Source organism: Alitiscatomonas aceti (genome assembly GCF_025567195.1).
Classification (GTDB): Bacteria; Bacillota; Clostridia; order Lachnospirales; family Lachnospiraceae; genus Alitiscatomonas; species Alitiscatomonas aceti.
Genome location: NZ_JAOQJF010000034.1, coordinates 1 through 12,381 on the forward strand (window position 1 = coordinate 1; position 12,381 = coordinate 12,381).

9 protein-coding genes and 1 CRISPR repeat array are annotated in these 12,381 nt (G+C 49.8%); all 9 genes read left to right on the forward strand.

The window, feature by feature from the left end; all coding sequences use genetic code 11:
• The first annotated feature begins 96 nt into the window (after positions 1-96).
• The 9 genes from cas7c (at position 97) to OCV69_RS13590 (ending at position 12,303) form a co-directional block, all read left to right on the forward strand.
• Positions 97-942 (forward strand): type I-C CRISPR-associated protein Cas7/Csd2, encoded by an 846-nt coding sequence (cas7c, locus tag OCV69_RS13550; RefSeq protein ID WP_158359769.1) that lies wholly within the window; start codon positions 97-99, stop codon positions 940-942.
• Positions 943-1,334: 392 nt separating this feature from the next.
• Positions 1,335-1,773: direct repeats of the CRISPR family, unit length 33 nt; unit sequence GTCGCTCCCCCCACGGGGAGCGTGGATAGAAAT.
• A 47-nt stretch (positions 1,774-1,820) separates the two neighbouring features.
• Complete coding sequence (locus tag OCV69_RS13555; protein WP_262563156.1) at positions 1,821-1,967, forward strand: hypothetical protein; 147 nt, start codon at positions 1,821-1,823, stop codon at positions 1,965-1,967.
• Positions 1,968-2,186: 219 nt separating this feature from the next.
• On the forward strand, positions 2,187-2,966 hold the full coding sequence (locus OCV69_RS13560; RefSeq protein ID WP_158359771.1) for a hypothetical protein: 780 nt from the start codon (positions 2,187-2,189) through the stop codon (positions 2,964-2,966).
• Positions 2,967-3,250: 284 nt separating this feature from the next.
• Entirely contained in the window at positions 3,251-4,666 is a 1,416-nt protein-coding gene (locus OCV69_RS13565; RefSeq protein ID WP_158359773.1) for a Wadjet anti-phage system protein JetA family protein, read from the forward strand.
• On the forward strand, positions 4,657-5,307 hold the full coding sequence (locus OCV69_RS13570) for a DUF4194 domain-containing protein (RefSeq protein WP_158359775.1): 651 nt from the start codon (positions 4,657-4,659) through the stop codon (positions 5,305-5,307). Before OCV69_RS13565 ends, OCV69_RS13570 begins: the two co-directional genes overlap by 10 nt.
• Positions 5,294-8,551 (forward strand): SbcC/MukB-like Walker B domain-containing protein, encoded by a 3,258-nt coding sequence (locus OCV69_RS13575; RefSeq protein ID WP_262563157.1) that lies wholly within the window; start codon positions 5,294-5,296, stop codon positions 8,549-8,551. The genes OCV69_RS13570 and OCV69_RS13575 overlap by 14 nt, the downstream gene beginning before the upstream one ends.
• Complete coding sequence (locus OCV69_RS13580; protein ID WP_158359778.1) at positions 8,541-9,785, forward strand: Wadjet anti-phage system protein JetD domain-containing protein; 1,245 nt, start codon at positions 8,541-8,543, stop codon at positions 9,783-9,785. Before OCV69_RS13575 ends, OCV69_RS13580 begins: the two co-directional genes overlap by 11 nt.
• 705 nt (positions 9,786-10,490) lie before the next feature.
• Positions 10,491-11,606, forward strand: coding sequence for a hypothetical protein (locus OCV69_RS13585; protein WP_158359780.1), 1,116 nt, complete (start codon positions 10,491-10,493; stop codon positions 11,604-11,606).
• 109 nt (positions 11,607-11,715) lie between these two features.
• On the forward strand, positions 11,716-12,303 hold the full coding sequence (locus OCV69_RS13590; RefSeq protein ID WP_158359782.1) for a hypothetical protein: 588 nt from the start codon (positions 11,716-11,718) through the stop codon (positions 12,301-12,303).
• Positions 12,304-12,381: the final 78 nt, after the last annotated feature.

Sequence of the window (12,381 nt, forward strand, 5' to 3'; positions counted from 1 at the left end):
CCTAATCATTATACAGCTTAAACAATGAGTGGATTAAGACCCAACTGGCTGTTGGGTACTGAAATCCTACACTTATATATTAGGAGGAGGAGAAATATGGAAACTTTGCAGAATAAAATCGATTTTGCTCTTGTAATTGCCGTAAATCATGCAAATCCCAATGGAGACCCACTGAATGGAAATCGCCCGAGAGAAACTTACGAGGGATATGGTGAGATTTCAGACGTATGCTTAAAACGGAAAATTCGTAATCGAATGATGGATTTTGGAGCCAGCGTTTTTGTACAGTCAGATGATCGTTGTAATGATGGGTTTCGTAGTTTAAAAGATCGCGCGGATGCTTGTCCTGAACTATCAGATGCCCAAAAGAAAAAAGATCGGGAGGCATATGCAAAGGCGGCATGTGCAAAGTGGATGGACGTACGAAGTTTTGGTCAGGTATTTGCTTTTAAAGATGGAAAGGAAGGAGTCTCTGTAGGTGTGAGAGGACCTGTTTCCCTTCACCCCGCTTTTAGTATCGAACCAATCAATATTGAAAGCCTGCAGATTACAAAAAGTGTAAATAGTATCACAACAGATAAAAAGTCCAGTGATACCATGGGTACAAAGCACAGGGTGGATTTTGCTGTGTATACAACTTTTGGCAGTATTAATTGCCAGTTGGCAGAGAAAACTGGTTTTACTATGGAGGATGCAGAATTAATTAAAGAAGCGCTGCATACATTATTTGAGAATGATGCTTCCTCCGCCCGTCCGGATGGAAGTATGGAGGTTTTGCGGCTTTATTGGTGGAAACATGACTGCAAGAATGGTCAGTATTCTTCTGCAAAGGTACATCGGCTTTTGCATGTGAAGCCAAAGAATGAATTGCCGAAAAATATTCAAGATTATGAAATCACTTGTGGCGAATTGCCTGGACTGTCAGTAGAGGTTTATGATTAATTCTGATGAATATTTGCAGAGACCTGATACCCAGCACTTTTTTAACGCAGGCAAGCGGATATCTGTGTACCTATACACTGGAAAATGTTCTGACTGTTTATCCTATGCCAAAAGATGCCGTTATCTACCATGACTGCGGAACGCATTATACCATTTTGTTGAGATGAAAATAATATCACCAAAATACTTTTTTATTAGTGCCAGTGCGAAAGGGAAGCAAACATAAATTCCTTAAGAGACTCGCACTCGAACTTTTAGAAAAATAAATATATCTATTTAAAAATTTGGCAAAAACCCTCATAAAATTACTTTTGAATTGTTGGTTTCAAAAAAAATTATCAGATTGCATAATAAACTGTTGCAAATATGAATGGAATATTATCATGTTTGCTGTCGCTCCCCCCACGGGGAGCGTGGATAGAAATTATCATTGGGCAAAAGACTACCAGGATGATTTAACCGTCGCTCCCCCCACGGGGAGCGTGGATAGAAATCACGTCGCCCCGGTGGGCTTGCAAGATCGTTACCATGTCGCTCCCCCCACGGGGAGCGTGGATAGAAATTGCAATATATGCGCAAATGGCAGGTTTTTGCAGGGTCGCTCCCCCCACGGGGAGCGTGGATAGAAATTGGATCGAGAACCGTAAAGTTGATGAAATTTGGGTCGCTCCCCCCACGGGGAGCGTGGATAGAAATATTGAACATGGCGGCTGCCTTGTGAAACAGGACACGTCGCTCCCCCCACGGGGAGCGTGGATAGAAATGATATGATGAATTTTATAAAACAATGAGTGGAGAGTCGCTCCCCCCATGGGGAGCGTGGATAGAAATACGATGATCGACTGCTTGTAAAGCCCACTAAGTCGGCAATTGCCCATATGACGGATCCAGTATATGAAGCACCTTATGAGGGAGCAAAGGAAATGTTGCTGGTAGACGAGGTTGATCAGAAAGAATTTTTAACAGGTCTGTTTCACGCGATGTACGAGGAACTGCCAATGCCTAAGCAAAAAAAGAAAAAATAGGTATTGCGAAGGGGAAAAGGAATAAGGCTGTTTACGTACATAGCGGAAGGACAGATAAATCATGAAGCGACAAAACGGGATCTATTTGTACAGGGGCACAAGATCTGAACACGGGAAAGGTCCAAACACAGGGCGTCCGATCATTTGCTGAAATGTTCCCGTTTTGTACAGCTGATCAGAATATTAAACCAGAAAGAAAATCGAACAGGAGCAGGATATATGGAACTGAAAAAAGTATGGATGTCCCCTGATACAAAGAAGAAAAGCAAATATGGATACCGGGCAGTCGGCGGTATCCTTGGCATCGTTCTGCTGATGGTCCTGCTGCTTTGCGGAGGGACCCTTCTGTCATTATCCCTGGGGATAAATAAAAAAGCATTTTCTCTGCTCCTTCTGATTGCTGTCAGTGCTCTGGGGATCGGGCTGGCCGTCCGCCTGGGACGGCGGTCGATCCGGGACGCCACGCTCTTTTTTCTGACAGAAAATGATCGTTTATGGGTCATGGATGCCCGCGGCCTGTCCAATCATGGGAATGGGTTTCTTGGCTTTGCCGTTGGTACGATGGAAACACAGGCGTTTTTGCGCCGGCAGGGCCGCCAGCCGTTTATTCCCAACCGTGCGGACGAAATTTTGAAGGTGTTAAATATCAAGGAAAACCGCAGCCACTACGCGGTCCGATGCCAGGTGCGTCATCCAGATACGCATGTGACCCGGTTTACCTATCTTCTGATCAAAGGAAATCCCGATGAGGACATGCTGCTGCGGGAGCTGGAGCGCAGGAAGACCTGGGAGAATGCGTTGGAGCCAGATGGGAACTGGAATCTGCTATATATTCTGCTGGGCGGTCTGGCCCTTGCAGCCTGCGTGACCATGTGTGTCCTGAGTCATCCGGCTGTTGCCGTGATGTCAGGTGAGCTTTATTTTCCCTGTATGGGTGCTTCTCTGGCGGCATTTTGTGTTTTCCTCTATTTTATCATCCGTCAGCGCCGTGGGGAATGAGCCGGAGTGCTTGTTTTCTAGCGCAGGAGCAGCGGTCTGACAGGGGAACAGGGGAGATGGACGGCCGAACGAAAGGAACAGGAAGAAGAATCTGAGCAAGAAACAGAATAAGAAACAGAATAAGAAACAGATCAGAATGAATCTTGTAACAAAAACGTACCTATGATAAAATTCTGGTAAAACAAAAGCGTTTCAAAAAGAAAAGGCTTTGCTGCCGGTCAGAAGCCATTGCAGAAATAAAATGCAGAGAGCTGCGGCAGCACAAAGGAAGAGAAGGAGCATAAATGAAAAAGCTGTTTCAGATGATACCATCTGGATTTTTCAACTGTCTTTCCAGCGGGAGCAGCAGCGGGGTATATTCGGACTGCCTCCAGATTATTTATGATCAGTATGACCGGGAGATCTCGTATCGGATCTCCCGAAGCCATATCCGGGATTCGCTGGCGGTCTACCTGCTGGAAAATCATGTGGACTTTGTGGAAGAAGATGAAAAGGGGGCCCGGAAAAATTATAATGATCTGGCAAACGGGATCATCCGGAAATTCTGTTCAAAGGAAGTCGGCTGGCTGGAGGAAGAGCATGACGACGCGACTTACGAAAAGTATATTATCATGACGGAGCAGGGGATCCTGCTGGCTGAATTTTTACAGCAGCTGAGGGCGCCGGAGAGGGAGGAGTTTTCCAGTTACATTTATAACATTTATAATGTTTTAAAAAATGAGGAGCAATGGTCAGGGGATCCGTATGTGGAGGGCTTGAGAAATGTTTACCGGAATGCCAAGATGCTGTCGAAATCTTTGAAGCGCCTTTCAACCTTTATCAAGAAGATCATTGAACGGATGGTACAGGAGGAGACCCTGGAAAGCCTGACGGAGAACATCCTGGAGTACTGTGAGGGAAGCTTCATCCGGGAATACGCCCGGCTCACGAAGCAGCAGAATATCCACATCTACCGTTCGTTCATCCGTATGAAGCTGGAACGGATGCAGAATGATCCTGCGCTTTTTGAGCTTCTGGTGATCGGCTGTGCGGTGGAGGAGGAACTGGAAGAGGCGGAGGCCAGGGAATATGTGCTGGACATGATCCAGCGGACCAGGGGCTTCCTGGCAGATGATTATGACCGTATCATGAAAGAAATCAAGCACAAGATCAATGTATATCTCCAGATCGCTGTCGGCCGGGCCAGATTTTTGCGGAACCGGGAAATGGATATCCGGGGAAATGTGGAGCAGACCTTACGATATATCACCGAATCCATGACGGAGACTGGATGGAAGTCAGAGCTGCCGGAAGAGATGGCAGGGCTTTTTTTACTGGACAGAAATGAATTTATTGATATAGGCTCCATCCGTTTTCCGCGAAAGGCACAGAGCATCCGGGAAGGAACCTTTGCAGAGGTGGAGGAGCTGTCGCAGGAGGATCTGCGGCGGGCCAGAGAAGAGCATGAGAGGGCGGCCTATAATCCGTATTCAAAAGAAAAAATGAAGGATTATCTGGAACATGTCATGGGCGGTCAGAAGCAGATACAAAGTGACGAACTTCCGATGGAAAGCAAACGGGACCTGCTCTGCGCGCTGTCTGCGGCGGCGTACGGGGCGGAAAATGGTTATACCATCCAGCTGGAAGAAGGATACATGGAAACCAATGGAATGATACTCCGCAGATTCCAGATCTCAAAAGAGGAAGAGTCATGCAGATAGAGGAGTTTTGGGAGGCATATACCTCATCAGAGAAGGAATTGTTTCAGCGCTCCTGCAGGCGGCTGCTGAAACATACATTTATTGTCCGTGATAAGGATGAGGAGAATAAAAAGGCCTATTATTTTATCTCGAAAAGACCAGAGCCTTTTTCGGCCTATTTCCGATATATCGGCTTTGATATCGTGGTGGACCGGGAAAATGGGGTCGTAATGCTGAGGAACTGTGCCGACGCCGGGGAAAGCGGGAAGGTCCAGGTGAACCGCCTGCAGTTAAAGAAGGCGGAGAGCGTGGTATTGTGCTGTCTCTGGACCTTATACGCGGACCGGATCCGTTCGGGAAGCTTATCCCGGGCGATCCTGGTATCCATTACGGAAATACAGTTTGAACTGGAGAAATATGGCGTTAAGGACCAGATCGATAAAAGTGCCATGACTGGTATTTTGACTTTATTTTCCAGATTTAATTTAATTGAAGTGAATGGAAAAATCGGAGAAAAGGACTGTCTGGTCAGACTATATCCATCGCTGCAGTTTGCGCTGGAATCGGAGGAGTTTGGACGTTTTGCAGAGTTGACGAGAAGGAGAATGCTTGAGAAAACGGGGGAGGTTTCAGGCGAGGAGGATGCAGATGAGTATGAATAGAAAAACAGCCACAAAATTGCTGCTGGTCCAGTGGGCGAGGTTCCAGAATGAATGTATCCGTCTGGAGGGCTCCACACTGCTTACGGGAGTAAACGGCAGCGGAAAATCCACGGTCCTGGACGCGATGACGTACCTTCTTACTGGGAATACACAGTTCAACAAGGCGGCAAAGGACCGGGACCGGACGGTGATCGGTTATGTGCGCGGAGATACAAAAAGCAATGGCACAGAGCGGTATTTAAGGACCGGAGAGGTCATCAGCTATATTGCCATGGAATTCTGGTCGCCATTGGAGCAGTCGTTTCTGGTAGCCGGGGTATGTATGGAGTCAGACAATGAGATCGCATGCAGGAGCAGCTGGTTCATCTGCCGTGACGCCCGGATCGATGAGATCAATTTTACATCGACGGAAGGAAAGAGGATCCGGTTCACGCCGAAAAATGAGCTGGCGGTCCGTGGAGAAAAGCTTAGGTCTGCCGAGTTCCTGGGAAAGGAACGGGGGGTGGAGCAGGTGCTCCGGGCGCTGGGGCTGCGGTGCAATGCGTCCAAATACCGCTCCAGGCTGTTGAAAATGATGGCGTTTAATCCGGAGAACAATATCGACCAGTTTATCCAGGACTGTGTGCTGGAGCCTGGAAGGGTGGATTCCTTAAAGGAGCTGCGGGAACAGCGGCATCAGTTTGATCATATAAAGGAAATGTATGAGAATTTACGCAGCAGCAAGGCCCAGCTGGAGACCATAGAGCAGCGGACCGGCGAGTATGAGAGAAAGCTGCGGAGTCTCCGCATACGGGAACTGATGCTTCTTTACCAGGATCTGAGAGAAAAGGAAGAGGAAAAGAAGCAGGAGGAGATCCGGCTGGAAGCTCTGAAGACGAAAAAGGAACGTCTGGAGATCCGGCAGAAGGAACTGGATAAACGGTATAAGGAGGCAGGAGAACGCTGCCGCATCGCAGAAAACAATGATATTTTCCGTGGAGTCAGGGAAAGCATCCAGGCATTGGAGCGGCAGATCGAAAAACTCAATGAAGAAAAAGAAAAACAGGAGAATGGGCTGGCTCTTCTTATGAAGCTGCAGGCCCAGATATCAGCGATACTGAAATGGGCAGATCCCTTTATTGAAGTAGAAGAGGAAGACAGAAACTGTCTGGCCCATCTGTCAGAAGGCGGGCAGCAGATAGAGGAAAAGCTCCGTTCTTATCTGAGATTTAAAGAGCAGATGCAGGGGCAGAAGCAGATCTTCTGGGAGGAGGAGATCCATTGTGGGGACAGGATCCGGGAGCTGGACCAGGAGCTGGATGAGCTGGAGACGGAGATCAAGCAGCTGAAGTCCAACCAGATGGTGTTCCCAAAGAATGCAGAGGCCGCCAAACGGATCATTTATGAGGAACTGAAGCAGCAGGGGATCCAGACCGACGTGCGGCTATTTGCAGAGCTGGTCCAGGAGGTAAAGGACGCGGAGTGGAGAGCGGCCATTGAGACCTTTCTGGGACGAAAACGATTTTATATCATTGTAGACGGACAATACTGCCACAAAGCCATGGAGGTCCTGGAACGAAGGAAGCTCCATGGCGTTCATGTGGTGATCACAGACAAGCTTCCCGAGACAGATATAAGCGCCGGGTCTGCAGCTGAAATGCTGGTGATCCCCAATGTGTACGCCAGAAGATACGCAAATTATCTGCTGAATGGGATTCATTTATGCGGCTCTCTGGAGGAACTTCATGAGTATCCCAGGGGAGGCCTGATGAAAAACGGCATGCTGGCAAAGAGCTATGCGGTGTCCAATATGGACGTGGACGGAACCGAGTTCTGTCTGGGCGGGGATGCCATAAGACTCCAGTTAAACAGAAAGGAAGAGGCAAAAAAGCAGAAACAGGAGGAGCGCAGAAGCAATCAGAAGCACAGGGAACAGAGCCGCAGGTATAGGAGCGAGATCGAGGGAGTGGACTGGGAGGTCGGCCATTATGATTTTGATGCGGCAAAGTCCCTGGAGGCGACCCTGGAGCGGAAGGAACGGATCCAGCAGGATATTGATAAGATACAGAGCAATCCGGACTTTCTGGCAGTGCTGCAGGAGCAGCAGGATGCAGAACGGGAGTATGGAGCCCTGGGAGGCGCGATAAAGGTGATCGCCGGGGATATTGGGAGCTGTAAAAAGGAACTGGAACAAAGCGAAGCCGCACTTAAGAAGGCTGCAGGCGAGATCAATCAGCTGAACCAGGACTATGACCGCCAGTGCATGCAGCATCTGGAATTAAAGCGCCCGATGCTGGAGGAGTATGAAAAGCTTTTAAAAGGAAAGACCGGGACCTGGAGGGCGATCACGAAAAAGACAGTCATGAACTTAAGCACCGAGGTGGATGCCTGCGTCAAACAGATGGAAAGCGCGCAGATCGAGTACTGTAAGCTGGCGGAGATCGATATAAACAGGCGGGGGACCGGCTATATTCCGTTTTACCGTGACGAGTACAGAAATATTGCCAACATCAAGATCGAGGAAGCGCATAATAAGCTGGAGGAGCAGGGGAAAAGGCTGGAAAGCGCCTTTATGAATGACTTTGTGGCAGAGATCAATGAGACGATCCAGGCAGCAAAGGATGAAATAGAGGGGATCAACCGGGAATTAAAGAAAATCCCATTTGGAAACGATACGTACCGGTTTGTCATGACAGAAAAGGCAGACCGCAGCGTATTTTTCAGGATCTGTAAAAAACTGGAGCAGTATATGAATTCTCCGGAAGTATATATGAATTCAGCACGGGACGACGAGGAGATGGAGCATGATATCCAGGAATTCATGAGCGTGATCCTGGAAGAGGAGGATGAAACGGAATATACGGATTACCGGAAGTATTTTACATACGATATGAAGATCCTCAGCAGGCAGGGAAGCCAGGAGATCGAGGCGGATCTGTCGAAAAAGCAGGGCTCTGCAAGCAATGGAGAGAAGCAGACGCCGTATTTTATCATTCTGGCGGCAAGCCTGCTCCAGTATTATCCGAAGCAGGTCTGCTGCGCGAGACTGGCCTTTATCGACGAAGCATTTTCTGCCTTGTCACGGGAGCGGATCGAGCAGATGGTAAAATATTTTGAAGAAAACCAGTTCCAGGTGTTTTATGCTGCGCCGCCGGAGAAGATCAGCAGTATTGGAGCTTTTATTGAATCAACGGTGAGCCTGGTGACATCGGGACGTTACACGCACGCGGTGGAAGGTCTGGTGAAGGAAGTCTATGGGGTATAATGCAGTTCAGAAGCAGGTGCTGGAAGCACTCCTGGATCAGTATGAAAGAAGTAAGACGTATCAGGGAGAGAATAAGGTGATCCAGAGCTTTCAGATCCCGCCGGAAAAGGTATTCCCGGACTATGCATCCGATTATGCCGATATGGATCAGATCCGTGATTTTGAAGCCTGGATGCGGGAGCTGGAGCAGGATGGTCTGATCACCATAAGGTACGGGAGTGGAGAGATCAGAAAGCTGACGGCAGATCCGGAGAGCTGGGATCTGTATTATGAGGTCCTGCAGAGAAGGGATAAGCTTTCATTACAGCAGGACCAGATCATGCTGTATCAGAGGTATCTGGGGATGAGTCCGCTCCTGGACCGGTTCTGCCGGGAGCAGATCGGACGTTTACAGCAAAATAAAAATCCACTCTATGGAGGGAAGGAAGCAGAGGCCATATTGGAGCTCTGTAAATTCATTTTACAGAACCAGCAGGACATCCTGGAGAGGGAGCTGTCGATGGCGGTTTTGAAGGACAGTAAGCGATGGGAGAAAAAATACCGTTCAAAGGTCTGCGGGCTTTTGAGAAAATACGGGGATTATGAGTCTCTGTTCCTGGGACTCACAGATGACCGGGATAAGGAGGATAAGCGCGAGACGGAACGGATCCTTCTGGCAGAGCATCAGATCTACCCCAATCCGTCCTATGTGTATTTCAAGGGAAATGCGGAATTTTACTTTTCCAACGGATTGTGTGTCCGGACAGACCCGTCCATGCCCATGGCCTTTTCTTCGGCTGCTCTGAAAGGCCTGAAAGCGCTGTATATCGGGGATGAGGCAGTAATTACCGTGGAAAATCTGACTTCATTCAACCGGATGCAGATGGAACGGGCGTTTCTGATCTTCTTAAGCGGATACCATAATTTAGCAAAGCAGGCGTTCATAAAGCAGATCGCCGGGGATAACCCGGGGAAGCAGTGGCATCATTTTGGAGATATCGATCCGGACGGCTTCTATATCGTGGAGAATCTGATCCGGGGAACAGGGATCAGTTTTCATACGGTCTATATGGATACGGATACTTTGAAAAAATATGATGAGTATACAAAGCCGCTGGAGGAGCGTGACAGGAGAAAGGCAGAGAACCTGCTGGCGGCCGGGCGGTATACGGATGTTATGAGCTATATGCTGGAAAAGGGGAAGAAGCTGGAGCAGGAGATCGTCAGCTGGATGGAATGGAAGGGAGCGTTATGACGGGAAAATGTGGAAAATCCCCTCACTTCTTTATCGCATATCTGTAAAGGCTGTGGTATAATGTCTGGAAACAGACATTATACCATCGCGCATCTGGTTTTCGCGTTCACCGCGAAAATCCAGGCGCTCAAATCTCCCGGAGGGGTACCATGTCCGAAGGACATGGTATAATGTCTGGAAACAGACATTATACCATCGCGCATCTGGTTTCTGCGTTCACCGCAGAAATCCAGGCGCTTAAATCTCCCGGAGGGGTACCATGTCCGAAGGACATGGTATAATGTCTGGAAACAGACATTATACCACAGCGCATCTGGTTTCTGCGTTCACCGCGAAAATCCAGGCGCTCAAATCTCCCGGAGGGGTACCATGTCCGAAGGACATGGTATAATGAAAATACTATGCAAATGGAAAAGGGTGCTGCCATGGACCGATATAGCGGACGGCTTTGGGCTGTTCTGAGAAATGAAAGGAATATTCTAGTTGCTGAAGAGACCACATCTGCCGGCAGATGCGGTTTCACAAGCGCGGCTTTTTCATGCCCTGCGCCAGCCTGTCCCTGAGACAGAGCGGCGCGGGGCTTTTTTTACGCGGGCAACGAGTCAAAGTCCGTGCCTGCATGAGACCCTGGCGGTTGCCGCGATAACCATAAGAAATCCGCGCAGCGCGCTTCTTATGGCTATCATTCAGAAGGAGGGAGTACACATGAGCCTTAAGTATACATGTCCCGTCTGCGGGACGCCTCTGGGCTATAAGGGACTGTGCTGGAAATGCAGGTCTGAACAGGAGAGGGATACGGTCCTTCACTGGAGTCCGGAGCAAGTGAAGGAAAAACAGGACGGGCTGGTCCGGAATATCCGGCGGCTGGCAGATATGGAGGATCCGGAGCTTACGGACTTCTGGAAGCTTCTGGGATACCGGGACGCCATCACGCCCAGGATCCAGCGGGCGGCGCTGGCCGCGGAGGTTTACTATCCCTGTGAGCTTTATTATCACGCCCCGGAGGATGTGCGGGACGGCCTGATCCACGCCCTGCTTTCTGCGGAGAATTCCAGCGAAGCGTCTGAGCTGATGTGCTGCCTTGCCATGCAGGGAGATGACCGGGCGCTGGAAACGCTTTTGGAGCTGGAGAAACATCCGCGCCCATGGAGAAAGAATCTCTATGTGGACCCGTCCATCTACGCCCAGTGCGGCGGCTGGACCTTTGATAAGGAAGGGCAGCGGATGCAGCTTAACTTCGATACCTGCTATCCGATGGTGAAGGGAGAGCCAGGAGAAGGATCTCCTATCCGTATGGGCCGGATGCGGGAGGACACCTGTCCCCACTGCGGCGGACGGATGGTGGATATTCTGGTGCTGGATGGACGGGATGAAAGGCTGAGATTCCTGGGGCTGGACGGCATCCTTACTGCCGCCTGCTGTCCCAACTGTGTGGGATTTCTGGATGGGCCTGCATTCAGCCGCTTTACTCTGGACGGCGGTGTGGAGGTGTTTCCCTCCAGGACCTTTGATGGGACAGGGAAGATGGACTGCTATGTCCGGCCGGAAGAATATAAGGCATTAACGGAAAACCGTTTTATACTGGGGAAATCGTCCGTTCCCCTGTTTTATGGCGCGGCCTGCGAGGATGTGAACACCATCGGCGGTTTTGCCAACTGGGTGCAGGACTGGGAATATACGGCCTGTCCCCACTGCGGAAAGCCCATGAAATATCTGGCCCAGATCCAGTGGGATACCCTGATGGACGGTACGGAAGGAACGCTTTATGTGGAGTTCTGCCCGGACTGCCATGTTGTATCCATGCAGCATCAGCAGACCTGAGAGGAGACATGGAGATAAGTTTACCCAAAAGTCCAGATACTGGACGAAGAGCTGGCATGAGAATGGTGACCGGATTTACAGGTCTGCGGGCCCGGGAGGTGGAACTGCAATGTCCATAACTGCCTATAAAGTGGAAGCCAACGGGCATGACCGGACCGGTAGGGATTTTGGTTATGTGAATATCATGCACCGCTACGGCAGCAGGCAGCCCTGTCTCCGGCCGGATCCGTGCGAAAAGATGGAGGTCATGTGGGCGGATGAGAGCGTTTACGGACCTCCTGCCCCCGGCAGCAAGGTGGGAGACTTTATCATGACATGGTTAATGGGCTCCTGGAACTGCGGGGTGTTTACCCACCGGGAGATCGCCCGGCGGCTGTCTGATACCTTCACTGGACTGAAGATCAAAGAACTGGAGTGGTTCGAGAACCCCAGGGAAAAGACACTGAAAAACGGAAAGCCCCGTGTGCGCCGGGCCAGGTGGCTGCCGGAGCGGGAGGTGGATCTGGTGTACCTTTACGCTGACCACACGATTGACGCAAGAGATCCGACTCCTGCTGAAACCGACTTCTTCACCGTCACAAGGATGGATCCCTGGGGCGTGAGCACCTGGTTCATGTGTACCTTGGAGACCGCCGGGAAGCTGGCCGCCATGGATTTTGAGAATCTGGACATCCAGGAAACTACCATTGTGGGATAGGAGTGATACAGCATGATCGGGACAGATGAAAACCGGGCAGTGCTCCATGTGGAGGTCATCTTCTGGAGCGGTAAACGA

Bases quoted from the DNA above. Each gene is read 5' to 3' on its own strand.
- OCV69_RS13570 (WP_158359775.1), top strand. From the start codon at position 4,657: ATGCAGATAGAGGAGTTTTGGGAGGCATATACCTCATCAGAGAAGGAA.
- OCV69_RS13580 (WP_158359778.1), top strand. From the start codon at position 8,541: ATGGGGTATAATGCAGTTCAGAAGCAGGTGCTGGAAGCACTCCTGGAT.
- OCV69_RS13555 (WP_262563156.1), top strand. From the start codon at position 1,821: ATGACGGATCCAGTATATGAAGCACCTTATGAGGGAGCAAAGGAAATG.
- OCV69_RS13560 (WP_158359771.1), top strand. From the start codon at position 2,187: ATGGAACTGAAAAAAGTATGGATGTCCCCTGATACAAAGAAGAAAAGC.
- cas7c (WP_158359769.1), top strand. From the start codon at position 97: ATGGAAACTTTGCAGAATAAAATCGATTTTGCTCTTGTAATTGCCGTA.
- OCV69_RS13590 (WP_158359782.1), top strand. From the start codon at position 11,716: ATGTCCATAACTGCCTATAAAGTGGAAGCCAACGGGCATGACCGGACC.
- OCV69_RS13585 (WP_158359780.1), top strand. From the start codon at position 10,491: ATGAGCCTTAAGTATACATGTCCCGTCTGCGGGACGCCTCTGGGCTAT.
- OCV69_RS13565 (WP_158359773.1), top strand. From the start codon at position 3,251: ATGAAAAAGCTGTTTCAGATGATACCATCTGGATTTTTCAACTGTCTT.
- OCV69_RS13575 (WP_262563157.1), top strand. From the start codon at position 5,294: ATGAGTATGAATAGAAAAACAGCCACAAAATTGCTGCTGGTCCAGTGG.